Annotated in this window: 18 protein-coding genes and 1 pseudogene; 7 read left to right on the plus strand and 12 right to left on the minus strand. The window is 49.3% G+C overall.

The annotated features are described in order from the left end of the window. The 3 genes and pseudogenes from IC230_RS12350 to IC230_RS12360 form a co-directional block, all read right to left on the minus strand. A pseudogene (locus tag IC230_RS12350) lies at positions 1-314 on the minus strand (hypothetical protein); the annotation flags it as partial. A gap of 270 nt (positions 315-584) precedes the next feature. Next, a complete protein-coding gene (locus tag IC230_RS12355; protein WP_191039334.1) occupies positions 585-1,130 on the minus strand; it encodes a phage tail protein in 546 nt (181 codons plus the stop codon). Between the two features lie 570 nt (positions 1,131-1,700). Further along, the gene (locus IC230_RS12360; RefSeq protein WP_191039335.1) at positions 1,701-1,895 is read right to left on the minus strand and encodes a hypothetical protein; all 195 of its coding nucleotides are present in this window, start codon (positions 1,893-1,895) and stop codon (positions 1,701-1,703) included. Between the two features lie 89 nt (positions 1,896-1,984). Between IC230_RS12360 and IC230_RS12365 the strand changes: the two genes are divergently transcribed. Together IC230_RS12365 and IC230_RS12370 are read left to right on the plus strand one after the other, a co-directional pair. Then, positions 1,985-2,419, plus strand: coding sequence for a hypothetical protein (locus IC230_RS12365; protein ID WP_191039336.1), 435 nt, complete (start codon positions 1,985-1,987; stop codon positions 2,417-2,419). Positions 2,420-2,509: 90 nt separating this feature from the next. After that, positions 2,510-3,943, plus strand: coding sequence for a Dyp-type peroxidase (locus IC230_RS12370; protein ID WP_191039337.1), 1,434 nt, complete (start codon positions 2,510-2,512; stop codon positions 3,941-3,943). A gap of 457 nt (positions 3,944-4,400) precedes the next feature. Here IC230_RS12370 and IC230_RS12375 read toward each other — a convergent pair whose 3' ends face one another. Together IC230_RS12375 and IC230_RS12380 are read right to left on the minus strand one after the other, a co-directional pair. Continuing rightward, complete coding sequence (locus tag IC230_RS12375) at positions 4,401-4,784, minus strand: ArsR/SmtB family transcription factor (RefSeq protein WP_191039338.1); 384 nt, start codon at positions 4,782-4,784, stop codon at positions 4,401-4,403. Positions 4,785-4,958: 174 nt separating this feature from the next. Then, on the minus strand, positions 4,959-6,788 hold the full coding sequence (locus tag IC230_RS12380; protein ID WP_191039339.1) for a glycoside hydrolase family 9 protein: 1,830 nt from the start codon (positions 6,786-6,788) through the stop codon (positions 4,959-4,961). A gap of 295 nt (positions 6,789-7,083) precedes the next feature. On the opposite strand from IC230_RS12380, the gene IC230_RS12385 reads away from it, so the two are divergent. Continuing rightward, positions 7,084-8,490 (plus strand): SGNH/GDSL hydrolase family protein, encoded by a 1,407-nt coding sequence (locus IC230_RS12385; protein WP_191039340.1) that lies wholly within the window; start codon positions 7,084-7,086, stop codon positions 8,488-8,490. A 90-nt stretch (positions 8,491-8,580) separates the two neighbouring features. Here the strand turns inward: IC230_RS12385 and IC230_RS12390 are convergent, their stop codons facing one another. Continuing rightward, entirely contained in the window at positions 8,581-9,726 is a 1,146-nt protein-coding gene (locus tag IC230_RS12390) for an acyltransferase family protein (protein WP_191039341.1), read from the minus strand. 489 nt (positions 9,727-10,215) lie between these two features. Here IC230_RS12390 and IC230_RS12395 point away from each other — a divergent pair, with 489 nt between their 5' ends. From IC230_RS12395 to IC230_RS12410, 4 genes are all read left to right on the plus strand, one after another. Then, a complete protein-coding gene (locus IC230_RS12395; RefSeq protein WP_191039342.1) occupies positions 10,216-10,455 on the plus strand; it encodes a hypothetical protein in 240 nt (79 codons plus the stop codon). A 105-nt stretch (positions 10,456-10,560) separates the two neighbouring features. Next, positions 10,561-11,613: a sensor histidine kinase gene (locus IC230_RS12400; protein ID WP_191039343.1), complete on the plus strand. Its 1,053-nt coding sequence runs from the start codon at positions 10,561-10,563 to the stop codon at positions 11,611-11,613. A gap of 142 nt (positions 11,614-11,755) precedes the next feature. Next, entirely contained in the window at positions 11,756-13,285 is a 1,530-nt protein-coding gene (locus tag IC230_RS12405) for a right-handed parallel beta-helix repeat-containing protein (protein WP_191039344.1), read from the plus strand. A gap of 311 nt (positions 13,286-13,596) precedes the next feature. Further along, positions 13,597-14,934, plus strand: coding sequence for a sensor histidine kinase (locus IC230_RS12410; protein WP_191039345.1), 1,338 nt, complete (start codon positions 13,597-13,599; stop codon positions 14,932-14,934). Between the two features lie 304 nt (positions 14,935-15,238). Here the strand turns inward: IC230_RS12410 and IC230_RS12415 are convergent, their stop codons facing one another. The 6 genes from IC230_RS12415 to IC230_RS12440 form a co-directional block, all read right to left on the minus strand. Then, positions 15,239-16,540: an enolase C-terminal domain-like protein gene (locus IC230_RS12415; RefSeq protein WP_191039346.1), complete on the minus strand. Its 1,302-nt coding sequence runs from the start codon at positions 16,538-16,540 to the stop codon at positions 15,239-15,241. Positions 16,541-16,617: 77 nt separating this feature from the next. Then, a complete protein-coding gene (locus IC230_RS12420) occupies positions 16,618-17,748 on the minus strand; it encodes a mannonate dehydratase (RefSeq protein ID WP_191039347.1) in 1,131 nt (376 codons plus the stop codon). Between the two features lie 159 nt (positions 17,749-17,907). Beyond that, positions 17,908-19,338, minus strand: coding sequence for a GntP family permease (locus IC230_RS12425; RefSeq protein ID WP_191039348.1), 1,431 nt, complete (start codon positions 19,336-19,338; stop codon positions 17,908-17,910). A 123-nt stretch (positions 19,339-19,461) separates the two neighbouring features. Next, positions 19,462-20,991, minus strand: a complete 1,530-nt coding sequence (locus tag IC230_RS12430; RefSeq protein WP_191039349.1) for a SusD/RagB family nutrient-binding outer membrane lipoprotein — start codon at positions 20,989-20,991, stop codon at positions 19,462-19,464. Positions 20,992-21,008: 17 nt separating this feature from the next. Then, positions 21,009-24,470, minus strand: a complete 3,462-nt coding sequence (locus tag IC230_RS12435; RefSeq protein ID WP_394355487.1) for a SusC/RagA family TonB-linked outer membrane protein — start codon at positions 24,468-24,470, stop codon at positions 21,009-21,011. Positions 24,471-24,652: 182 nt separating this feature from the next. Beyond that, a complete protein-coding gene (locus IC230_RS12440; RefSeq protein ID WP_191039351.1) occupies positions 24,653-25,774 on the minus strand; it encodes a FecR family protein in 1,122 nt (373 codons plus the stop codon). Positions 25,775-25,872: the final 98 nt, after the last annotated feature.

Consider the following 25,872-nt stretch of genomic DNA (forward strand, 5'->3'; position numbering starts at 1 on the left):
GTGGAGGGTTGGCTGGTCCGCATATCGACCACCAGCAGGCGGTTGTTGGCTGCATCCAGGACCAGCGGTCCGGCCGTTTGCACAAAGTTGTCTTTGATAAGTGCATCGCCCGTACCATTGAGGTTGATGAGTCGAAGCTGATCGACCTGGGTGGTTGGGGTGCCGTCGTAGAGGGTGTAATAAACCTGTGCTTGGCTGAGTGATAATACGCCCAGAAAAAACCAGATCAGCAGTAAACTTGCCTTGATATAATATCGGTTATTAGGTAACCATGTAACGTTGATCGAGCGAGTAGCTAAGAATAAGTTTTTCATAATTTGAGGATTTTTAAACTGGTAAAAAGAGGATAAAACGGATCGTGTCAGCCATAGAGCAAGGCTAACCAAGAGAAGGGCTCCAAAAGAGCTGAGCAGGCGTTGTTACCGTACGTAAAAAGCTGGTTTTCGTATCGGCTGCGTCGGCTATAATTAGACCAATAAGTTGCTTGCTACGACTGAGATAAGCAACTTATTGGTATCCACATGTTTTATCTTTATCCCTGTTTCCTGCGAAAAATGGGATGTATACGAAAGAATATCAGTCCCCTAGTTGCGGCTTGGGAAAATACCTTCCAGCGCAATGCAATAGTTCAGACAAAGGTATGGCTGCATGTTGTCGTGGCCCTGGTTACCACCGGCTGCGCCAATTGCGTTTGGGTTGGCGGGAACCAGATTGTTAGCGGCAGCATAAGCGTTCACTGTAACAGGCGTTTCACTTCCTTCAGTAGACCCGTTCGATGTAGCTGGCACGTTGTTGCTGATAGTGCTTGCAGTTGCCGCGTCAGTTGAGCCCATGAGCGCGTGGCTGTGCGACGGCATCTGGTTGGAGTTGAGTGTAACATTCTCTGTACCGGCTACTTGTCCTAACGAATACGAACCCAGACCTGGTCCCTGCCCCGAACTGATGGCTACCCGACCGCGCAAATCAGGTAGGCCAAAGGTGGTTTGACCGTTGCCCCCATACGTAGTACCTAATAATGAAAATAATGCCGTGTACTGATTGATTTGGAGCAACTGTCCTTGGCAAAAAGCCCAGCCACGGGGTGCGTAATTGTAAGGGAATAGGCAAATTTGACCGATAAATGGTTCCATGGAATTGATTGATTAGGAGTAAATTGATTGTAAAAAAGAGTTGATCAATATGCAGGGTGATGGATGTGCCAGATCAAAATCTGGTAATCACTGCGCAAGTTGTTAACTAAATAGTCATTCCCCATACTCTCTACTTAAAAAATAACTAAAAATCGACCGACATTTCGTAAACGGTAGTGGAATAGCTCTTTTTGTAACTATTAGTCTGTATTAATTTACAATATCCAATTTTTGATTTAGTTAGTTGGCCGTCACGTAGACTCAGTGTAGGCCACATAAATTAACTACTGTTGTAATTTATTGAGAATAATTTATTTTATTTCTAGTATATACTAACCATTAATCTGGATACAAGTAATTTATTTGTTTACTATAAAATTTAAGTAGATACTTTTTATATACCATTTAATTTATAAAGCTACCATTTAATATATCTATCATTCATTGGCAAAGGTTGAGATTACATTTGCTCAAATTCACGACGGGTTTGTATACGTCAGGCCATTGTACCTGCTGAACGCCCGAAGCTGAATGAAACGACCTCCTCCCTTAACCATGAAAAAATCAAACCTACCCAACATCCGGGCGGAAACTTGCCCGGAGCCAGTACTTCGTCATTTGCGACCAGACGACCGGCCATTTTATCGTACCGTTACCTGATTTCCCGACCAACTTTTCCAGCTGATCTGAAGCCATCTTTAGTTTGTATCGAATCCTGTAGGTCGGAGCCGAATAGCCCCGCGTTTGATCAGCTGGTTCCGTCATTCCCGAAGCTGAACGTATATCGGACTAAACAAGGCGTTCGCTGAAAAGCCTTCAATAGAGTAAGCAATCTCCCTAAACCCAATACGACTGTGGCTACTCCACTCACTATGTACGTGCCAATTAAACAGGATGCGGCTTCGCAGGCTGCCGCTCAGGCTATTTACGCCAACTTTGCTACGACAACGCATGCTGGTCTCGATGCGTCCGGTATTCTGCATTATGCCCGCGTTGCGCTTATTCCCAATGCGTCGGGAACCGAAGGGGCTCTGGGGTTGCTACTGGTAACGACGTTCGATGGGGCTATGAACCCGTATCTAAGCTATTTCTGGAATAAAGACCCGGCCATCAAAGGTGCCTTTCAGGCAATTATGGACATTGCCCTCGATCCACCAAGTCCGCCGGTTACAGACCTGAACGGCTTCCAGAATTTCATTAATGCGTGTAATCTGAACCAACCTGCCGACCTGTATCAGGCGTATCCGCAAACGGTGGCTCAAATCGAGTCGGCTTTCTCCTCGAACTAATTGCTGTATTCTTCAGAGCACAGACTGATGGTCTGCTGATCGTCTGCGGATTATCAACAGACCATCAGCCAGTACTAACTTTCTCTATTCATGACAACCTCAACCAATACCCCGGATAAGTCAGCGATTCAGGGATTGATTCTACGTGGCTATACGCACCCGTACTCCTGTCATTTTCTGTTTAATTTCCCGGATAAGTCCGATACCCAGGCGTTTTTCAAAACCCTCTTTCCGCTGGTACAGAACGCGGAAGACTGGGGTGTAAACAAACCGACGCAACTGTTGAATATTGGTCTGACCTATACGGGCATTGATCAGCTGAACGTATTGAATACGAGCGACCTGGCGCAGTTTCCTTCCGATTTTGTGACGGGCCCCTGGAGTGGTCAGTCGCAGGCCTCCCTGCTGGATTATGATGAAAGTGCGCCATCTACGTGGTGGGGGCAGAACTTTCAGAATCAGGATCTTCACTGCGTTGTCCATGCCTACGCCCTGACATCATCCGACATGGATACGCTCACGACCTTCGTCACGACCTCAGCCGCTACGAACGGCATAAAGGAATTATTCCCGCGGGCGGGGAACCAGTCCCGGCTAAGTCAGTGCCAGCTGCCGGACGATGAAATTCATTTTGGTTATCGGGACGGTATTTCCGAGCCTGGGCTTGGTATCAGCGGAGCCAGTACGGATGAGAGTGCGCTGGGTAATTTTCTGATCGGTTACGATACGTCGTCCATTATTCAACCGGGGCCAACAACCGGAAACGCCGGTACGTTTGCCCAGAACGGTTGTTACAACGCGTTTCGGGTTCTTTACCAGGACGTAGCTGCTTTTAATTCGTTGCTCGAAGAGCAGGCGGCCCTTGCCGCACCGGTTATTGGCCAGACGCCCGAGCAGGTGCAGGAATGGGTAGCGGCTAAATTGATCGGTCGGTGGCGTAACGGATCGCCGTTGATGCTTAGCCCCGATGCGCCAGACCCGGCTACGCAGGATAGCGAAGATTTCGGCTATGTTGAGCCGAATGACACCAGCAAGTATAAGGACGTAGTCAGTACAGCCAAATGCCCATTTTCGGCGCATACGCGGGTAGCTAATCCGCGTGATGAACACCTGACCCCTATTGAGGGTGATACGGCCCCGCGTATTCTTCGGCGGGGCGTTCCCTACGGAACAACCTTGACCGGCACAACGGATGATGGGGTCGACAGGGGGCTGGTAGGCTTGTTTCTGTGTGGGAGCTTTTCCCGGCAGTTTGAGAAGATTTATGGCTGGATGAACAGCAATGATTTCGCGTCTGATTTCAACGCGTATCCGACCCCACAGGATGCTGTTATGGGGAATCGAAACCCGACGAAGCAAAAAAACATAGGCACGAATTTCGTTATTCCGGTCCCGACGGCTCAGGAGCCCAAACGAACCTTTACCATGACGTCAATGCCGTTGCTGATTGTTACGCGGGGTACGGCCTATTGTCTGCTCCCGAGTCTTCCTTCCCTTCGTTTGCTCGCAGGTCTCACCGGTTAGTGAATTTCAGGTCGTTTCTGTTCGGTCGGGTACTTAAACCTGACCGAACTAAGGTACAAATTCGTTATTCGTAAGTGGGCGTAACTGGTTAAGTCAGCTATCGTCGTTGGCACTTCCCAGACCCGTATTCCTAATTCTAATCGTATCTGCTCAGACCCGCTTGTCGCCCGAAATGAACGGGAAGGGGGCATCCAGCGAGAATGGGACCAACACCCGCCCGCTGGGTAGACCCTGTTGCAAGCCAACATAGCCACTGAGCTGTATCATCTTCCGGTACGTAGCTGCCTTCGATATGGAGCGCTACGTACCAAAGCAATGGTACGGCATGACCAGAAAGATCAGCACATGACAAACGCTGACTAACAACAGATCAACACCTGCTGACACAGGCTTATATTGCATTGACCCAGGCTGTTAGCGAGTAAGAATAGCCAGTTTACGACATTATCGCAGACGCTTAGGCAACATTTCCAGCTAACAACAACAACATGATTTCGCTCGGCATTGTATTCGTTAACGAGTAATGAATCTCTTGGCCCTGACGAACACTAGTTAACAGACCCCGATCCCGCATTTTGGTCAATTGATACGACAGGATAGCCTGATCAACCTTTAACTGGCGCTGTAAAGCTGATACGTTCATCGACCGCTTTTGGGCCAGAGTCAGAACAATTCGTATGCGAAGCGGATGCGCCAGTGTTTTCAATAATTCAGCTGCCTGATTAAACGTTTGATACTCGGCCGCACTTAACGGAGGAGTAGAAGATGTGGATGAAGACGTTTGGCGGCCGGATGTTTGAGGAGCGAGATTATTAGCGGCATCAATTGCGTTGTTTTGCATAGGAGTAATTTAAAACGGCGTTATTATTCCGATAGGTTAGGTGTATGCGTACAATGATCATGTATAACTATGATACTAGCACATTTAATGTATATACGTATAAATAGGTATATTAGGTTTTAGCTTTCTAAAAAAAATTAATAACTCGTTCGATTCGCTCAGCAATTGATTGAATTATTGCCTGTTAGGTTCCTGTACTGAATTAACTTTTAAGTCGGTTTGAAGGGCTTCCAGGGCAGCGGCCAGGTAAACCAGCGGAGCGTTCCAGTTGATGGCAATTTCATTCGACGCATACGAGCAGTCGGCATCGATATACACTTCATCAGCGTTGGTGGTTGTGTAGCCTGGACATTTGTCTTGTCGGGCAGCATTGGCGTTCGTGCCGCCCGAAAGCAAACCCGGTACGGGCGCTTCGATACCATCTGCCACCGATGGACGATGATGAGGGTGCATAGGGGTTTTGTCGCCGAAACCCGTCAGGAACGAATACCCAACGGCGTTACGTCCCAATAAATAATCAAGGTTACCGAGGGCGTAATGAAGGTAACGACTACGGTTGGGTGAATTCGTAAGCCGATACGCCTGGAGAAGTGCTATTCCCTGGTTAGCGGCTTCGGCGCTGCTTCCCCAGATAAAATCCCTGGCTGACTTACCCATCACCGTATGAAACGCCTGATGGTCAGCTCCCTTGATCAGTGAATCGGCCATTGTTGTCAGACGCTGCTTAACCTGCGGCAGGTCTTTTTTACCGACAGCCGTTAAGGTATTGCCCGAGCGGGCCAATGTGTAGTAAGCCAGTGTCCGAACCTGCGCCCACGAAGGCAATGGGATGCGGGCATCGGGGAATAGATTAACGGCGGTGTAGTACGCATCGTCTTTGGTCGTGACGTAAAGTTCAGCCGCGGCCCAGATCCATTCGTCACTGGCGTCGCGATCTTCGTAACCACCCGTCGTTACGTCAGGGTCAAATTTGCCGTTCATTTCCCGCTGGTTGTAGAGCATGGTCGGGTTGGCCTTTGCCCAGTTCCAGGCTTTCACGGCGGCCGATACGCAGGAATCTGCCAGACCGGGCACCGCTCGGTTGTAGGGTGTCAAAACACGACTCGCCTGCGCCATAACGGCGGCAAAATCGAGCGTGGCCGTAATGCTTTTCTGGACGACGTAACGATCTTTTACCGCCTTGTCGGGCATAACCATGCCGTCGAAACCGGCATTGGTCAGTTTATGATATACGCCACCATCACTCGGGTCCTGCATGGTGAGCATCCAGCGCAGGTTCCAAAGAGCTTCGTCCAGTACGTCCGGTACGTTGTTGGTACTTTCTGGAATACTGGTGTTCAGCGTTTTAACGTAGCCAGGGAAATCTTCACAGAGCGACAGGAGCGTACCCATCGTAATGCCGGAATTGACAATGTATTTGTTGTAATCACCTGCGTCGTACCAGCCTCGTGACGACGATATGACCGTACCCGCCGGGCGACTGGCCGAAGCCGCTGATGGATGAATCAGTACGCGCGTGTCGGGATGACCTGCCGGGCGTGCCCACTGACCCGCGAACTTGGCCGGTAAGTCGATAGCTGTCCGTTGATAATAAAATCCTTTAGCCGCTCCAATCGCTACGTCCCGATGGCTATTTGGCCGAATGTCAAATGAGTAGGAATGCCCCAGGCCAGGCACAACGACCACATACGTACCGGTTTTCGTAAAGCGTGAAAAATCTGCCGTGCGAGTGGTTTTTCCGGAAATAGCATTCTGACGAGGGCCACTTAACGAACCGGTAAATACGGCTTTTTTAAGATCCGGCGTCATCAACTGAAACGTACCCTGCGCATCGCCAATCATCACAGCGATTTTAGTTGCATTGGGATAGTAGCCAATTTGATTAAGCCGGATTGCCTCAGAAAGTGGTTGCGCCTGAACCAGCGTGCTACCCAGACTGGAAATAAGAAAGAAAAAGCTTGCGAGCGATGAAATAAGTCTATTGGGTAGTAAAAGGAGCGACATGATCAATTCAGGTTGTCTGTTTTTAGCATGTAACAAAGCGCAGGCCTTAACGTACCTACTCTGAACCGAAAATGAACGAGTACCAGGGAATAGCTCCCATATGATTTTCCTCTTTAATCGCATACCATACAATAAAACCAAATTGAATAATATAGATATTTTTTTGTACTTGAAGGCATTACTGGCACTATTGAGCTGTGTGTTTTTACCTAAATGAATTGCGAATACTTTATATGTTCATTCTATTAAAATCGAAAACTATTTAGTGTATTCTTTATAATTTATCAATGATCGTATGAGGCATGACTTCAGTCAGGCGAACACATCTGTGCGAGGGAAGGTAATTCGTTTCTGGGCTTTACTGACCTGCGTGCTCTTTGTTTCGTTAGCTTTCTGTTACGTTTATGATCAGGTGTGGGGTAACGCCGATCGACTAATCTCTGGGGTTGCCTATCAAAATGTTTTCAGTACGCTATTCTGGCTTGATATACTTAGTTTGGGATTTGGCATCGGATTCACATCCCGGAAAAATAGTGTTCAGAATGGTAGTTTAGCCCTGTTGTCTGGGATGGTTTGTTTGCTGGTCCTTGAAGGCGTAGGGTACCTTATTCTTATTGTCAAACACATACAAACCCCGCCGATCACGTTCCGACGCTTTTATATCCCATCCGGCGTTGCCTCGATCAGACCGTTTCCGGCAGGGGATTTGGATCCAGTTGCGGGCCGGTTACATGTTCCGAATGGCTACGATACATTTGTGACCTGTCAGGACGATACAATTCATTGGTCATACAATGCCGCTGGGGCACATGACAGGCAACGTCAGCTCATCAACCCCGATTTAACAAAGAAACGAATTGCCATTGTGGGCGATTCGTTTCTGGAAGGCTATATGGTGAATACAAGTGATCGCTGTTCCTCTATTCTGGAGCGAAAAACAGGTCTTGAACACCTCAACTTCGCCGTTAATGGCTCTAATCCCGTACACTATTATCTCATGTACAAGCGTGTTGCCAAAGCCTACGCAGCGGACGTGCTGATCATTGGTTTTCTGCCAGCGAATGATTTCGAGATTCTGGACGAACGAATTGCGTATAGACGTGTCGAACACCCTCAGTATAACCCTTACTGGCAAGGGGTTTATCCAAATTATACCCTGCATTACAGCCTGGCGAACGTAAGTCAATCCATTTTTCATGGGAACACTACCCAGGCTTCCTTATTAAACGTAGTTGACTCCGTTTATGCTACGCTGTCGCTGGGCGATAAGTTTAAAGCCGATGTGCTGGCCCACTCCAGTCTGTTTCGGCTGGCTGATGCCTTAACTGTAAAGCGATACCGTAACGGCCAGTTTACCAAATATGAGCAGTTCTCGGAAGAAGAATGGCATTACGTAAGTTACTCGTTAACAAAATTGATAGCGGAAGCAAAAGGGAAAAAAGTGCTGATCGTATCCATTCCTACGTTGGCTGATCTTACAGCTCTGAAAAAGGGAACGCCTAACCGGATTGATCCGTTGCTGGCCAACTTCTGTCAGGAGAAGGGTGTTAACTTTATTCCGTTAGCCCCTTCCTTTCTAGCCTACAAAGGAAATCTGGGCAATCTGTATATTGAGTGCGACGGGCACTGGTCAGCCAAAGGAGAGTCGTTTGCCGCAGACGCACTGCTTCGTCATCCCATTTATTGTTCGTTGATCAGGTAAAGAGCCAATAGGCCTGTACAAGATGTAAAAAAGAATGCTTCGGTTCGCCTAAGCATTTAATAGAAATTCCCGGTGGTTATCGCTGGAGATTTAATAAGAACTAGTTTTTACTCGTAAAAGACGCTTCGTCAAAAATTTGCGTACAGGCTCATCATATATTTTCAGGCATACATAAGCCAACAGTATAGAACCGATAACAAGCGCTAAAGCACCGGGCAACGATTGTTCAAATGTGAGGTTTTCATTTTTAACCCAGGCGTAATACCAATAGATAAAGGGATAATGTACCATATACAGCGGGTAAGAAATATCGCCTAAAAATTTGCATAGTTTGGTAGTTGTTTTGTCGGTTGTCTTTCCTGAAGCGCCAACATAAACCAGTAAAGGAAAGATAATAGCCACACAGATTGTGTCATATAGACCGTTCATCCATAGATGTTCACTACCGCCGATTCGTGGTATTGCTGATAAACTGACAATAGATAGGCTACCTATCCAAAAAGCCCCCTTTACATGGATAGGTTTGACTATGCGGGATAGTAGCAATCCTGCCGGGAATGAAAATAACAGACGCAGAGAACCGCCAAGTATATTGTCTTCCGTTAGGGAAAATCCGACGCATATATCGCCGTATGGTCCCCAAATAGCGAAGACTGCCAATCCGAAACCGGCAAGTAATACAACTAGAGAAAGAGCTTTGGTCGGAAGCTTACACAGGAAAATGGCATATAGGATATTCCCAATGTATTCATAAAATAAAGACCAACTCGGACCATTTAGCGGGTACATTTCACCAACTCCCCGAATTTCAAAACCGGGGGTTGCCGGAATCAGACAGGCATTTATACATGTCGCAATCAATAGCCTGCTTACAGATACTTTTGACACGTCCCAGGCAGCGCAACCCTGAAAATAGAATATACTAGCGCCGATAATAGCCCCGATAACAACCATAGGATGCAAGCGAATGAATCTACGTTTGATAAAGTCTACCACTGTCATCGTTTTCCATCGGTCGTCGTAAGCATAGCCCATCACAAAGCCGGACAGGATAAAGAAGAAATCGACAGCTAAATAGCCATGATTGATTTTTTGGTCTAAATGACTGGTTGCATAGGCTTCAAATACGTGAAAACATACAACTGTTAATGCCGCTACTCCACGTAATCCGTCAAGTATGTTGTAATGCGGTTTTGTGTCCGCAAAGGCAGTAGCAGAGATTTGGTTTTTTGACATTGATAGTAGATTTGGTACAGGCCAGTCGTAGAACGTATCGGGGAATTGAGAATGACTGAGCGCCGTGTCATCTTTGAGTTAACCGCCCGGCAAGACATTTCGCAATGACCGCAGCAACGTACCGTAGAACAGGGTAAACCAATCACACCACAGGCCGCCCCGTAATGCTCAGTGGGACGCAATTACGCCTTTTTTAGCCATCCGACGCAAGCGTAAAGCAACCTGCAACGTATCGTGAACACCATTTTATGGCTCCTGCGAACGGGTCGCTAAGTCAGATCGCCGATGCGGGAGAGAGAGCTGTCTTTCAATAACCTGCCCTGGCTAGCGGTGTATTAGTAACGCACCAGCGGTTTGCCTACGTATCGTCGGACTCGCGTAAGCTACAGTTCATGATAGGATTCTGCCATTTCAGTCAAATTGGTACTTCGGTAACTCTATCGGACTATTACTTTTGTTTCAACAACACACCACTAAACAACAAAGACAATGAAAACTGTACTTGCCGCAACGATTATTCTGCCCGTGGCTACTCTCTGGATGGTATCGCATTCCACTCAGAGAGAAGCTGATCCGAACATCGCCATCAAAAAACGACTGCGTGATTTTATTGCTCTGACCGATTCTATGGATTTCGATGGGAAGACAGAAAACCAGCATGATATGGGCCATGAGGAGGTCCTGGCTGCGCGGGAGGAAGCTCGTACGTTGCTGAGCAAATTGGCCTGATACGTCAATCACTCTGCAACGCACAGCGCCAGTTAAGGGTTTGAGTTATTTTTTCCAGTTTACCGTCAAACGTCTTTTTCGCTTACTTAACGAATAACGAGACGCATGAAACAGTGGTTTACGTTCGAGCGCCACGAATTTCTCGTTCTTTTGGTGTTCTACCCGGTCGTGTTCTTTGCGAACTACCTGATTCTGGGGCAGCCGTATTTCGACAATATGCGTTTGTTTATACCCGTGACAGGCCTTGTTACGGGTTTATACGTATTGTTCGTCTGGCTGATGGATTCCTGGATGAAGTACATGCGCCATCGGTATACAGAACTTGATCAGACACCCCGGCGTATTGCTTACTGCCTGCTCTTCTACGTAGTGGCGGCAGCTGTTTTAGTGGGGTTGATCTTCTGGCTGTTCGGTTTACTAAAGGTGCCTGGCTACCGATTCGATCCCGTCATTTTTCGCTGGACGTTGCTAATCGGCTTTATATCGAACCTTCTCTGCGTCGGTATTTTTGAATCCATTCACTCCTACCGAATGTGGAAAGAGAGCGTTGAACGGGAGTACGCGCTGAAACAGCTTCACATGCAGCGGCAGTTAGACGTACTGAAACAGCAGGTCAATCCGCATTTTCTGTTCAACAGCCTCAACTCGCTGATTTCACTTATTGGCGAAAATCCACAACAGGCAGAAGTTTTTGCGGAAGAACTGAGTTCTGTGTATCGCTACGTACTGCAGGCCAACCGTAACGACGGACCGGAACATAACCTGACCGATCTGGATACGGAACTGGCTTTCGTTAATTCCTATTATCATTTGCTTAAGACTCGCTATGGAACGGGATTGGCCCTGATGGTGGCGGTTGATAAGCAGTTTAGTGAGTACAAGCTTCCACCCCTGACACTGCAGCTCCTGATCGAAAATGCCGTTAAGCACAACGTAGTGATGGTCGAACAACCGCTGTTGATCGAGATCAAAACCGATCAAGGGGCGGGTTTGTGTGTACGTAATACATTACAGAAAAAGCCCTCCCGCGTACTTTCCAATGGAGTAGGGCTAACGAATATTCTGACGAAATATCAGATGCTGGGCCAGCCTGTGCCTACGATAGAGGAAATTGACGGTCAGTTTGTGGTAACCTTACCGCTCATTAAGGCCAGTTAATAGGGGTCATTTTTTAGCGATTTATGCCCAGTTAGAACCGCTTCAGCAGCGGTTTTTTACGTTTCGTCGACTTTGCTCTTCTGGACGAAAATCCGGGCTGATACTTTTGAGGCAGTTAAACAACTATCTCACACACTTTTTTATGAACCCAACAGAATATTATATTCCAGGCCTTTCTCGTCAAACAACACTTGCCTCAATCGTATCAGTAATTATTCGAGCCCTTACGGTGGTCATGGCCAGCCTGTTACTCTTAACGGGCTGTAAGAAAGATCCCGACGTAGCGCCCGGTGGTTCGCTAATGGCCAATGCCGGTCCCGATCAATCGGTGCAGGTCGGCCAGGTTGTTACCCTCGACGGTTCAGCCTCAACCGATAACCAGAGTAAGCCGCTGTCGTATCAATGGACGCTGGTCCGTAAACCTGCCAAAAGCAACGTTACGTTAACAGAGCCAACCACATTTAAGCCAACGTTCAAATCCGACGAAGTGGGCGAGTACGAACTGGAACTGGCTGTAACGAGTGCCAGCGGAAAAAGTACCGACAAGGTGCTCATCACCGCATCGGCCGCCGAGCCGCTGGCGATCAGTGCCAACATCACGGTTAAAACGAACCTTATCGATCGCATTTTGAACCCCGATTTACCCGACTACATCGTCACGAAGTCCATCGACGTAAACCATGAACTGAGTATCGAACCGGGGGTGGTGATTGCCTTCGAGCGGGACGTGCGCATGAACGTGAATGATAACGGTGGGCTAATCATCGCCAAAGGCACTGCTGACAAGAAAATCAAATTGGTGGGTGTGCAGAAAACGCAGGCGTATTGGGTTGGAATTTCGCTCTACTCAGGTAGCAACGCCAACGTATTTGAACACGTCGAGGTTATGAACGCTGGTAGCCGCACGATCTACAGTACAACTAAATCGGCTTTGTTTCTTTCGGGTGGAAACAAAGCCCAGATTGCCCTGAAAAACTGCCTGTTCTCGCAAAATGAAGGCTATGGAATCTACGTATATGAGGGTGGCATCCTTCGCGAATTTGCTCAAAATACGTTCTCCGGTAACACAGAAGCGGGTATTCTGCTGGATGCCACGAACGTACCGAAACTGGATGCAGCCTCGACGTTCAAAGGTGGAAACGGACGTAACGTAGTGGAAATAACGTCGTCCAGTATCAAAGGGAACAATGAAGTTGTCTGGACCGGTTTTGCCGATAAAACTCCGTACCGGATCAATGGCGAGTTTACGGTAAATGCGGGCTGGAAACTGAACCCCGGCGTTACACTCGAAATGAACCGCGATGCCGTGATTCGAATCAATACGGATGGCTACCTAATTGCGAAAGGCACGGCTACCGAAAAGATTACGTTTACAGGGGCCGACCGCACGCCCGCTTTCTGGAGAGGGATTATCTGCTACTCTCAGGATTCAAAAAATACGCTGGAGAACGCGGAGGTCAGCTATGCCGGTAGTAACTCGATTGTGTCGGGTAAGAAAGCGAACGTTGCTATCTACGGCACCAAAGCGGCTATGTCGATTAAGAATACGCGTATCAGCGGCAGCGGAGGTTACGGGGTTTTCGTTGCCTACGGCGCATCCGCCAACACAGACCTGACAACCGCCAATACGTTTGAGGCCAATGCGCAAACCAACGTACTGATCGAAAAATAATCGGTTTAATCGCCTTGGTGCGGGCAGGTTCTAAAACCTGCCCTGTGAGGTTTCTTAAAACCGAACGGTTCTCAATGGTTCGGTTTTTAAGAAACGCAACGGTGAACCGTCCTTAGCGATTCAGATTGAAGAACCGAGCGGGCGGCCGACTCCACGGAACGAAGTAACTATTCACAGAAGATGCCTGCTCCTTTACCACTCTGTCGAAACAATTCATTCCGTACTTATTCCAGTTCAGCCTGATTGTGCTTGAGCGAATCAGACAGGATCAGCAACTTTGACGACCATACGAATTTACCATCCTGCGACACATGACTTTTCAGATTTGGGGAGCCGTCTTTACCGGTATGGTCCTGTCGATTATGTTGCTGAATGTCGTTCAGTGGATGACCTACCGGGACCGTAGCTACGGACTGTATACCCTCTATATGCTGGCCTGGCTTTTTTATTTTGGACTGCGGGTATACGCTTTCCGGGACTGGTTTTCAGCAGAAACGAACTCCTTCGTTCGGGCCGTTGCCCCGATGGGGGCTTACTACGTGTATTTCGACTTTGCTGATGCCATTCTGGACCTGCGTCGTCGATTGCCCCAATTTTATCGAAACCTGCAATTGATTAAAGTGGGTATCGTCGGCTACGTAACGATTCATGTGGTGCTGTGCTACGTGCCGTCGATGTGGCATCCGAATGTTTACGAAACTACGTTCATAGCCATGCGGTTGGCGATGGCGGTCGTTGGTGTGTACGGGATTCGTCAAATGGCCAGCCTGGGTGATGTCGTGTCAAAAGCGTATGCCCTTGGTACGGCTTTTTTGCTGACGGGGGGCTTAACGACCATGTTCCTGTCGATGACGTACTGGTGCAGTGAAGATTGGTCAGGGCCTTTCTGGGGTGTATCGCTAACATACATGCAAATCGGAATCATTGCTGAGTTGGTATGCTTCACGTTGGGACTGGGTTATAGGCAACGGCAGGCCGCCGTTCGGAGCGCGGTAGTTGAACAGGAGTTGACGCGCGAACGTGAGAAACATCACCGTGACCAGTTAGAAGCTGAGCTAGCCGTTCAACGTCTTGAACAGGAAAAAACCGAAGTGCATATCCGGGCGCTACAGGCGCAGGTCAATCCGCATTTTCTGTTCAATAGCCTGAACTCGCTGAGTGCGCTGATCGACGAAGACACGCAGAAAGCCGGCCTTTTTTTGGACGAACTGAGTTCCGTGTATCGGTATTTGCTACGTGCCAACGATCAGGTGCTGACACCCCTGGCCGCTGAACTGACGTTCATTCGGTCGTATTGTCATTTGTTGCAAACCCGACATGGTAGCGCACTACGTATTGTGTGGCAGGTAGAGCCACCACTGCTTAACCGACAACTGCCGCCCCTAACCTTACAGTTGCTAATCGAAAACGCTGTGAAGCATAATATTGCGTTGCCACAGCGACCTCTGACGATTGCCATAATGACCAATGAAAAGGGCCAGCTTCAGGTACGTAATAATGTGCAGCGAAAGAGTATACGTGTGGCATCCAATGGCGTTGGTCTCTCAAATATCTGGTCGAAATATCAGATGCTGAATCAGCCTCTACCAACCCTGCTCGAAAACAATGGACAGTTCGTGGTATCACTACCGCTGATTTCCGTCGACTGAGGGTCATTACGTTCTCTTTTGCAGCCTGCTTTGTTGGTTTAGCTTGATCCCGAGGTATCTCATGTTTGTAGCCGTGAGCCTATGTATTTCACAACTGCATGCCGGAGGTATGCAACCACAATCACAGTCTTTATGGCATACCTCCGGCATGCAGGGCGCTCAGGGAGTTAACTTTCTCTATAAATATGAAATCCCTCCGGGATTAGCACTGAACAGACCTGCCCGAGAGTTGATCTAAGGGAAAGAAATCATTCGCGGATCGACAGAAACTATTGAACGTAGTCCGAGAATACACTCAAAAGCTTTACCAACGTACGGATTGAAATGTCCAGCCTGGCTGTACTTTCTGCATTTCGACTTCATCGTCCCGCTTCGTTAAGCCACAATCCAGATAGTTTTGGTGCAGCGTTGCTAAGGCTTGCCGATCTAACTCAACCCCTAATCCGGGTTCCGAAGGAACGACAACAGCGCCATCTTCAAACTGGAAGCGCCCTTGGGTGATGATTTCGTCGGATTGCCAGGGGTAGTGTGTATCCAGTGCATAGGGGAGTTGCGGGAGTGCAGCGCCCAAATGGACCATGGCGGCCAGCGAAATACCCAGATGGCTGTTGGAGTGCATCGATAACCCGCGACCGAATGTCTCGCAGATACCCGCTAACGTCATGGACGAACGTAGGCCGCCCCAGAAATGGTGATCACTCAAAATAATGTCTTCCGATCCGATCCGGATGCTGTTCGGAATATCTTCAAATGACGTCGTACACATGTTTGTAGCCAGTGGCGTTTTGACGGCTTTGCGAACCTCCGCCATGTTCTCCTGACCGCGGACCGGATCTTCCAGATATTCCAGAATCGGCTCCATTTCCTTGCCGTACTGGATCGCCGTTTCTACTTTCCAGAGTGCATTGGGGTCGACACGTAGCGGTACGTCAGGACCGAAAGCTTCACGGAGCGCGAACATCGCATCAACCTCCTGTCGGGGCTCAAATACACCTCCTTTTAGTTTGATGGATTGAAACCCAAACTCCGCACACATCGCTTTCGCCTGCGCGACAACACCTGCCGGGTCTAGCGCTGCAGCTTGCCGGGCAGATGCCCAACCTGTTGCGTCAGGATCGATGCCGAAACCCAGTTTACCACCAGCCCCTTCATATTTGTAAAATAAGTAGGCCGAAAACGGCACCCGATCCCGCATTTTTCCCCCCAGCAAATCAACGACGGGACGCCCAGTAACTTTGCCGATAATGTCCATACAGGCTACTTCGATAGCGCTGAAAATATGCACGAGCTTCCGCTGATCCCAGGGCGTTTCACCCCGTTTTATTGTTTCCGTGCCGAACCGAGCAGATAATACCTGCCGAATTTCGTTCAGGTTAAATACATCAAGGCCGGTGAGCAGGTCCTTCGCGATTGCCAGGGCTTCGTCAATGTCCCGGTTTCCCGGAATCTCACTGATACCCGAAATGCCGTCGTCGGTAACTAATTCAACAACGGTACGTAGGGCATAGGGCGCGTGTAAACCAGCCGCATTCAGCAGGGGTGGGTCAACAATGGCGATGGGGGTAATATGAATTTGGCTGATTCTAGGTCCTGCTTTGGGTTGCATACAAATAAGGTTTCGACGGGATGTACAGAATGAATAAGAGAAAACAACGATAATCCTATCCATCCTGTCAGAAAAAGTTACGATACTTCGTCGGTCACGGTTTGCAGTAAGGCTTTTATATAACCGTAACAGAACGAGAAAGCCTGCAAATCGCTCCCCGTTGCGGCATGGTGGGGTACGTGATCCGGCATCACCATACCGTTAAAGCCGACATCGCGTAACGCTCTCACTACGTGCAGGAAATTCATATCCCCATTGTCCGGATACACTTCCTGAAAATTGTTCCAGCCGCCTTTGATGTTACGCAGGTGTACGTTAAAAATCTGATTCCGCTCACCCACCCATTTGATAATTGGCATGATGTCGTTTTTTGGATCTTTCAATCCCTCAGCAATAGAGCCAATACAGAAATTAAAGCCGTGATAAGGACTGTCGTAAAGCTTGGCAAATCGTTGAATTCCTTTAAACACATCCGGGCTGTTCCAGCGAGTGATACCGCGATACCCAACCGGCGTTGGCGGGTCGGCAATGTGGTTGGCCAGCTTCACTTTGTATTCTTTCGCGACGGGCAGAATGCGGTCGAGAAGGTACGTAATGCGTTCGAACATCTGCTCAATCGATACGTCGCCCGCTATGGTCTTCGGCAGATTCTGCTTTACAGCTTCGTCGTAATTCCAGGTGCTGTAGATGGCGTTTCCCCGCTTGGCATCGACCGTTTTTTTAGTACGTAACACCGGCAGGATCGTTGTATTGTAATTCAGAACCTTGATTCCGGTTTTCCCCGCTACCTGAATCATTTGCTGAAGGATTTCGATTTCCCGATCCCGCTCGGGGCTTTTGCCCAGCATGATATTCGGATATTCGGCTTTGTCGATGCCCGACGACGCCAGCGGAAAGTGATACGCATCGAGACTAATGCCGTATTTCTCACAGGCTTCTTTCTTCTTCATCGAATCGTCCAGATCCCAGCCTTTTCCCAGAATGGTTTTCGGCGCACCGCCATCGATATTATACACGCCATGGCGAGCCTTGAATTCCAGATTCTCTATCGTCGTGCCACCCGACTGGCAGCCAACTTTCATAAGCACCTTTTTAGGGGCGGCTTTCTTCAGTTCAGCTGGCGAACTAGCCAGGACCGGTTCGAGGCCAACCGTGGCAGCTCCTACAGAACCTGCCGAAATGAGTTTGATAAAGCTATTCCGTTTCATAGTAGTAAGTAGCCTGGACGGCCACGTCCGGGTCGATAAGTGATCTATACTATACCCGGACGTGGCCGTCCAGGCTACTCTAATCAGTTTATTCGGGATTCCCAATTCAATATATTTAACTTTTCCATAGCCTGAGTTAACAAGCTGTGGCATGCCTTTTTAAACCAGTGGAAATAACTGAGCCGCGATCATAATCACAACGAGCCCCGTTACGCCCATCACGACGAGCAGGGGCGAAATGGTTTTCAGCGCTTCCTGTTCGGTTAAGTTGCTTAGTTTGCAGACGATCCAGAAACCCGCGTCATTCATCCAGGGAATCAGTTTCGAGCCGCAACCAATCGCTAAGCCCAGATATACCGGATGAAAGGCCAGTTGTGAATTAGTGGCCATACCCGACAAAATTCCTGACGCTGTAATCAAGGCAACGGTAGCCGACCCCTGTGCCGTACGGACAACGGCGGCAATGATAAACGCCAGCGGAATCAGCGCCATCTGGTAGCCTTTAGTCAGCTCGGCAATCCGGCCACTGATACCCGATTGCTGTAACATACCCCCAAATGCGCCACCGGCCGCTGTAATCAGGATAATGCCCCCGCCACTCATCAGCGCAGCTTGTACGAAAGGCGTCAATCCTTCTTTTTCACTTTTCTTCTGACTCAGCAAAATCAGCAAAGCCGCTACGCCCCCCGCAACGATAGCGAGGTTTTTCTCGCCCAGGAAATGCACTACGTTCACGATCGGTTTTATGGATGACGTTTGTTCGGCACTCATCGCGCTAAAGGCCGTATCCGCGCAGATCAGCACCAGCGGGATTAGGATGGGGAGTAGCGATATACCCAACGCTGGTAAATGAGCATCTTCTTTGGCTGCGATGGCTTTGATATCTTCCAGTCGCGCATCCAGCGAATCCCGTAAGGGTATTGGCCATTTTCGATTCGCCCAGAGCGCGAAAAAGTACCCGGACGTAATGGTAAACAGCCCCACAATGGTCCCCGCAATCATCATGGTCCCGATCGGTATTTTCATTTCACCAATCAGAAACAGCGGTCCCGGGGCGGGCGGAACCAGTGAGTTAGCCATAGCCGCTCCGGCCATGATGCAGAGCACCAGCAGAAGGTAATTTTTGCCAATGCGTAGAGTCATGGCTTTAGCTAAAGGCATCATCAGGAAAATGACCGTATCGAAAAAGACGGGGATACCAATGAAAAAACTACTGATTATGAAAGCAATAGGGGCTTTTTCAATACCCGTTATCCGTAACATGGACCGGATGATTCGCTCGGCGGCTCCGCTTTCAAGCATGCATTTGCCAATAATCGCGGCCATGGCAATCAGAATGCCGATCTTTCCGCAGGTAGCCCCGAACTCCGTCGCAATCCGTTCGCCAACGCTTTTTTTCGAGAGCGCCAGCGCGGCTGCCGGAGCGGTGCCTTTCGCGATGGCGTATTGTTCAATGACCGACGCGGGAGTCATCAGGGCTACAACAAAAGCGCCAAGGAGCAGGGCTAGAAACGGGTGCAGTTTCAAGCCAATGATACCTCCTACAACAATTAGTACACCTACGGCTAAAATAAAAAGTGGATCGGTCATTCAGGAAAAAGGTTTAGTGATTTGAGGTTCATAATTGGCGGACACGTCACCTCTCTTGCGTCAGTCCCAGCTGGGAACCGTACCCATAGCCCTCGAACGAATAAACATGAGAACGTGATGACTTTACTTCTTATCCCACCAGATTCGCGTATCTAATAAGTTCGGGCCCTGCCGGCTAATGGCCTGTTGCACATTGGTTTTGTTAACGTTCAGTTCAGCATCCGTGTAGGTGAGCCGCCGGATGAAGGGTTCCGTTTTAAGGTCACTGCCCGGATACGGATTCGGCGTCAGAACGGGGTAGCCCGATCGGCGGAAGTTGGCCCAGGCTTCGGGACCGATCAGAAACGAAGCGATCCAGTACTGGGTGTTGATCTGTTCCAGCTCTTTCCCAGCCGTCAGTGGATTCGCCGTTACGTAGGTCGTGATGGCTGCGTCGGCAATGGCCGTGCTGGTGCCGTAGCTGGCAAGTTGCCGCATGTGCGATCGGATGCCGTTGGTGTAGAGCACAGCCGCATCGCCCGTGGTCCATTTTCGAACGACTGCTTCGGCGAGTAAGAGCTGCGTTTGCGCGTACGTGACCAGAAAACTGGGCGCTATCAAACTAGCCATTCGGGTTCGGTCGAGCTGACTGTAGTCCCACAGGCTGGCCAGTTTGGACGCAGTCACGGCTGTGGCGATAGTCGTGTTATCGTAGCCAAGCGGAGCGCCGATCTGAACCGCAGGCGTTCGGTTTGCCCGCGACTCGACCTGTTGCGCACCACTTGTCGCGCCGACGTAACGGACCGCGATGGATGCCAACCGGGGATCATTCGTTTTATTGAGGAACGTAACAAAATCTTCGGCCAGATAAAAGAACGCCGACTGACCGCCATTTAATTGCGAACCAACGGGATTGGTAAAACTAGCCGTATGCCGGATCACGGCATTGTCATCGTTGGATTGCATGACTCCGCCCGCTACTGCTTTCGCTACGTATTCGGCGGCTTTGGTTGGATTTACTTTGGACAGGCGCATGGCTGCCCGCAGCATAAGCGAATAACCAAGCCGTTTCCATTTTGGTACGTCACCATCGTACATGAGATCGCTAGCTACTTTAGTTTTCGTCGCATCCAAAGCCGCCGAAGCCGCATCCAGCTCGGTGAGAATATCTGTATAAACGGCTTCCTGTGTGTCGTAAACGGGGGCGATGACACCTTCCAGATAGCTCTTGCCCGCTTGCGTGTATGGAATGTCGCCATACGTATCGGTTAGGATCATGAACGAATACGCCCGCCAGATTCGCGTCATGTTGTAGAGGTTCGTGCGGTTAGGATCGTCTTTGGTTTTGGCGATCGCGTCGGTCAACTCCTTAATCACTGTCTGGTAGAACGTATTCCAGTTGCCAGCCGCCACACTCCGGTTATCCTGATTGAAATTAGCTGCCGACCCCTGGCCACTGAACGGCGTAATCATCTGTTTAACGATGGTTGTTTCGTAGCTGAGATTGCCGTAACCCGGTACGCTGTTGATGATGGCCGTATTTAGCTGAAAGCCGGGGTCAACGGCCGTCAGCGCAACGGGATTGACGTTCAGTTCGTCGAAACCTTTATCACATGAAGCGAGGGAAAGACAGGCAATGAGCGAAGCAGACAGGTATGTGTTAAATTTTTTCATGGTCGTCTGAGGAGGGATTAGAATCGAACATTCAGATTGAAACCGATACTCCGGGTGATGGGCAATCCAGTCGCTTCGAGGCCAATCAGGTTATCGGAGGGGAAACCGAACTGCTCAGGATGGATATTAGGCACCCATTTTTTGATGACCGCTACGTTGTTTGCCACGGCGTTTAACCGGATGCCTTTAATGAACGGAATGGTTGATGGCAGGAACCGGCTGAAGTCATAGCCAACCGTGATTTGTCGCAACTGCCATAAACCGGCATTGTAAACAAACTCCTCAGCGATATTCTGCGACCGTACCGTTTCGTAATAGGCCTGTACACCTGACTTGGTTTTGTTGATCTCGCCATTGGGGTTGACGCCATCACCAATGACGAAATTCTCTTCCCGCCCGACCAGCGTCGCTTTGTGCAGGCCGTGCCGCCAGGCGTTGTGGTTGGTGCCCGAAATCATCTTATGGCCCAATTTGAAATCGATCAGGAACGACAGACTGACTCCTTTGTAGGTAAAACTGTTGGTGAACCCACCGACCCACAAAGGCAGAGCGCTACCAAAGCTGATCTGCGTAGCAGTACGTAGCGGCCGCCCGTTTCCAGCGTCAAAAACCTGTCGGCCCTGCGCGTCGCGTAAGTAGCCGAATCCAAACAATTGCCCGATTGGCTGGCCAACCACCTGCCGGAGTTCGCCGGTAAACTCGCCGGTTCCAACGGTGATCATGTTGTCGCTCGCACTCGTTCCCAGGTCAAGTACTTTCGTTGTGTTGTAAGCTGCATTGAGATTGACATCCCAGCTGAAACTAGCCAGTTTAATAGGGGAGAACGTAACGAGCATTTCCAAACCCCGATTCTGGCTTTGTCCCACGTTGATCAATTGCGTCAGATAACCGCCCGCGTCGGATGTTTGAGCGCGCAGAATCTGATCAGAAGATAATTTGTCGTAATACGTCAGGTCTAACCCCAGCCGGTTATTGAATAGTTTTAACTCCAGACCAACTTCTTTTTCCGAAACCCGCATCGGCCGCAGATTGGCGTTCGGAACCGTTGAGCCGCTGATGCTGGCCAGGGGTTGGGCGATGCCGCTTGGCGACGGAAATTGCTGAGCGTTAATGCCATAGAACAGGTTGTTCGCGTAAGGGGCAACGTCGGTGTCGCTGCCCACTTCGGCATAAGCTGCCCGGATTTTGCCAAAGGTGATCCATTTTGGTAGTACGTTGGCGAAGGCCTGCGAAAACACGAAACTAGCCGTTGCCGACGGATAGAGAATACTGCGATTGGCGGGCGATAAAGTTGAAAACCAGTCATTTCGAACCGTTCCATTCAGAAACAGAAAGTCTTTAAACGAAACCTCCGCTGACCCATACAGTGAGTTGACTTTCCGTTCAGATAATTCATAGGTCGGGTCCTTCTGACGACCGTTACCAATGGTATAGAGGCCGCGCGTATAGAAGTCCTGCACAAAAACGTTGTGTCGGCTAATGCGCCGGTACATCTGGTTGCCACCCGCATTCACATTCACCCCAAAAACGCCGAATGTCTTGTTCGCACCGATCAGAAAATCGGTGTTTAGTTCGCGCACCATCCGGGAGTCCTGTGTGTACTGGCCATTGACAAAACCGGCCGGTGCTGCCGCCTGGCGTTGGCTGCCGGTGGGCAGGTTGTAATCCTGTTCGCGGGAATAATAATCTTGCCCAACCCGAGCTTGTAGAAACAGCCAGTCCGTCATGTTGTAGCGGGCGGTCAGGTTACCGAACACGCGGTCGTTGCGGATGTTGTCGAAGCGTTTCAGCGCGAAATACGGATTGGTCCGGTTCGTAAATCGTGACCAGACCACTTCGTTCCCATTCGCATCCGACGCGTATTTTTCGAGCAGTTCAAGCGGCATGGAATTCGCCATACTGAACAGTACAACCGGACTATAATCCTGCTCAGCAATGTTCGGTGGATTGGTCCGTCGTTCGTTCGAATAATTAACGTTTCCCGATATGGTCAGTCGTTTCGCCAGCGTCTGTGTAAACCCAAGGTTAACGGTTTTGCGGTTATAGCCCGAGCCGGGCAGAATGGTTTTGTTATCCAGATTGGATATGGATAGATTGAAACCACCAAATTCACCTCCGGACGAGAGGCTTATCGTGTTGGTCCAGGTTTGTCCGGTTCGGTAGTAATCGGTGATCTGGTGGCGCTGCGGTTCGTAAGGGGCTACTACGTTATCAAACAAAACCTGCGTCATGCCGGGCTGGAATTTCTCACCAAAACTCCATTGCCCCGATGTCGGAAACGGAGCTGTTGGCCGAACGCCGTTTTCGCCCTGACCGTATTCGTATTGATAATCTGTATAATCTAACGGCGTATCGGTTGTGAAGTTCGTGTTGTATTCTAGGCCTATACCACTGCCGGAGCCACGGGTCTTGGTCGTAATCATGATGACACCATCTTTCGCGCGAGACCCGTATAACGCCGAAGCAGCCGCCCCTTTCAGAACGGTCATGGTTTCGATATTATCGGGATTAATGCTACTCAGCCCATCACCCCCATCGGAGGTACGATTGCTGCCTTTTTCGGAGACGTCACCCCGGGCGCCGTAGTTCGTGTTATCGATGGGTACGCCGTTGACCACAATCAAGGGGGAGTTGTTGCCGCCGAAAGAGGATTGCCCCCGAATCCGAATCTTACTGGTTCCGGCTGGTCCTGACCCCAGCGACGTAATGTTAACCCCAGGGATTTTTCCCTGTAAGGTGTTCATGAAGTTAGCCGTTCGGTTGACGGTTATCTGATCCGACGTAACCGTTGACGTAGCGTAGCCAATGCTTTTAGCGGCTTTCTTGATGCCTAATGCTGTGACGACGACTTCGCCCAATGCTTTGCTTTCCGGCACCAGCGAAACGCTTAAATTTGACTGGTTACCTACGCTGATCTCTTTTCCTTCGTAACCCACGAAGCTAAACACCAGCACGGTTGTCCCCGCGTCGGGAATATCCAGTTGAAACGAACCGCCAGCATTCGTAGTTGTGCCGCGCTGGGAGCCCTTGATGATGACGCTCACACCGGGTAAGCCCGCGCCTTTCTCATCAATAACCTGTCCTGAAATTGCCCGTTTAGGAGCTAGTTCAACCACGTTTTCGATAGGCATGATAAGACTACTTTGGTTAGAGACTGACGGATCGGCTGATAAGACAAGTTTTCTGCCCACCAGTTCATACGTAACGTTGAGAGGCTCGAAATACCTGATCAAAACTTCTTCTAGCGTGGCGTTAGTAGCTTGTATACTAATTCGTTGCCTGGGTTCGATGACCTGCGAACTATATACAAATTGTACACCAGTCGCTTTTTCAATATCCGTCAGTACTTTTTTAACTTCCTGGTTAACGGCGTGAATGGTCAGGCGTTTCTTCAGGTATTCCTGAGCATTGGTCGGGTGCGCATATGATACGCCCATCAGCAGGAGCATAACCAAACTTTGCGCTAGCGAAAATCGCATGAGTTTAGTCCAAAATTGGCTGGTAACGTATTTGTTCATCGTTATGTAAGGGTTAGAGGAATTTTGTAGTATCTGTCTTATTCTGCATGTTCTGTATATCACCGGGTTAAAACCCGGTGTAACGCATCTATTCTATTCACAATCTCTTGCGCCGGGTTTTAACCCGGTGATACGTAGTATTTTTACCTAAAACTCTTCCGGCTAATCACAATCTGACCATCCGTTATTTCGTATGTAGCTGAGGCTGCTTTGCAGAGTAAGTCCAGCTTTTCGTAGAGCGATTCGTTGGTTAACGTAGCGGTGATTTTACAGGCGGTAAATGTTTGTTCATCGAACTGGATTGGAATGCCGTAGCTTACTTCTAATTCGCGTAAAATCTGCGACAAGGCCACTTCATCGTAGATAAACTGGGCTTCTTTCGTGCGACTTTTCTCTACCAGGGCCGGATTGGAAACCAACGTCTTGGTCAGGTTGCCGTCACTTTTTTCGAAGATGGCGGCCTGGTTTGCGTGCAGGATCAGCCCATTCACTTCTTTATTGTCGGGTGTTCGTTCGGATTTTGCTTTGTACACCTGCACTTTCCCCGAGAGTACCTGCACCGTTATGTTTTGGTCGGTGTCAAAGGCGCGCACGACAAAGCGGGTACCCAATACTTTCGTCACGGTTTCGCCCGTATAGACCATAAACGGACGATTCTGGTGCTTGACAGAAAACGTACCCTCGCCTTTCAGATACACGATTCGTGCGTTCCGGGTAAAATGGGCCGGGTATCGTAGCCGACTTTCTGAGCTTAGTATTACTTCTGAGCTATCGTTAAGTATAACCCGGAGGGGTTGCTGAGTGTGATTAATCGTTTCGACCAACTGATTCGTGGCGGCATCAAGCGGCCGGGCGATTCGTTGCGTAGGCGTCTGATGGTTGATAAAAAAGTACCAGCCTATCCCAATCAAAGCAATCAGCATGGCAGCAACAGCCAATCCCCAGCGGAACGTAGCATAAAGACGGATGAAGAGGTTCTTTTTTTGATACGTATCGGTAGCAGGCTGAGATTGAGGAATAAGTAGACTGGCTTGTTCAAGAAAGTGCTCGACCTCACGTCGGATTTCACTGTCATTAATACGTTCCGGCGCAACTGTAGCCGCCCGGATAAGCTGCCTGGCCTGCTGAAAGGATTCCTGTTTTTCGGGATACTGCTGAAGAAAGGATAACCAGAACGATTCCCGCTTGCTATACCCCCGCACCCAGGCCTGGAAGTCATTATCCTGAATAAAATCCGTTACGGTATAGGATTCGTATTGCTTCATTGTAGGTTGTGGGATTGGTTAGGCTTGGTATGACCCCGCTGGGATCAGCTATTTACAGCCGTCATGCTTTTCTACAAACAGTTGATCTCAACGGGGTC

Origin of the sequence: Spirosoma validum (assembly GCF_014699035.1) — a bacterium.
Taxonomy (GTDB): domain Bacteria; phylum Bacteroidota; class Bacteroidia; order Cytophagales; family Spirosomataceae; genus Spirosoma; species Spirosoma validum.

Bases quoted from the DNA above. Each gene is read 5' to 3' on its own strand.
- IC230_RS12355 (WP_191039334.1), bottom strand. From the start codon at position 1,130: ATGGAACCATTTATCGGTCAAATTTGCCTATTCCCTTACAATTACGCA.
- IC230_RS12360 (WP_191039335.1), bottom strand. From the start codon at position 1,895: ATGACGGAACCAGCTGATCAAACGCGGGGCTATTCGGCTCCGACCTAC.
- IC230_RS12370 (WP_191039337.1), top strand. From the start codon at position 2,510: ATGACAACCTCAACCAATACCCCGGATAAGTCAGCGATTCAGGGATTG.
- IC230_RS12375 (WP_191039338.1), bottom strand. From the start codon at position 4,784: ATGCAAAACAACGCAATTGATGCCGCTAATAATCTCGCTCCTCAAACA.
- IC230_RS12380 (WP_191039339.1), bottom strand. From the start codon at position 6,788: ATGTCGCTCCTTTTACTACCCAATAGACTTATTTCATCGCTCGCAAGC.
- IC230_RS12385 (WP_191039340.1), top strand. From the start codon at position 7,084: ATGAGGCATGACTTCAGTCAGGCGAACACATCTGTGCGAGGGAAGGTA.
- IC230_RS12390 (WP_191039341.1), bottom strand. From the start codon at position 9,726: ATGTCAAAAAACCAAATCTCTGCTACTGCCTTTGCGGACACAAAACCG.
- IC230_RS12395 (WP_191039342.1), top strand. From the start codon at position 10,216: ATGAAAACTGTACTTGCCGCAACGATTATTCTGCCCGTGGCTACTCTC.
- IC230_RS12400 (WP_191039343.1), top strand. From the start codon at position 10,561: ATGAAACAGTGGTTTACGTTCGAGCGCCACGAATTTCTCGTTCTTTTG.
- IC230_RS12405 (WP_191039344.1), top strand. From the start codon at position 11,756: ATGAACCCAACAGAATATTATATTCCAGGCCTTTCTCGTCAAACAACA.
- IC230_RS12410 (WP_191039345.1), top strand. From the start codon at position 13,597: ATGACTTTTCAGATTTGGGGAGCCGTCTTTACCGGTATGGTCCTGTCG.
- IC230_RS12415 (WP_191039346.1), bottom strand. From the start codon at position 16,540: ATGCAACCCAAAGCAGGACCTAGAATCAGCCAAATTCATATTACCCCC.
- IC230_RS12420 (WP_191039347.1), bottom strand. From the start codon at position 17,748: ATGAAACGGAATAGCTTTATCAAACTCATTTCGGCAGGTTCTGTAGGA.
- IC230_RS12425 (WP_191039348.1), bottom strand. From the start codon at position 19,338: ATGACCGATCCACTTTTTATTTTAGCCGTAGGTGTACTAATTGTTGTA.
- IC230_RS12430 (WP_191039349.1), bottom strand. From the start codon at position 20,991: ATGAAAAAATTTAACACATACCTGTCTGCTTCGCTCATTGCCTGTCTT.
- IC230_RS12435 (WP_394355487.1), bottom strand. From the start codon at position 24,470: ATGCGATTTTCGCTAGCGCAAAGTTTGGTTATGCTCCTGCTGATGGGC.
- IC230_RS12440 (WP_191039351.1), bottom strand. From the start codon at position 25,774: ATGAAGCAATACGAATCCTATACCGTAACGGATTTTATTCAGGATAAT.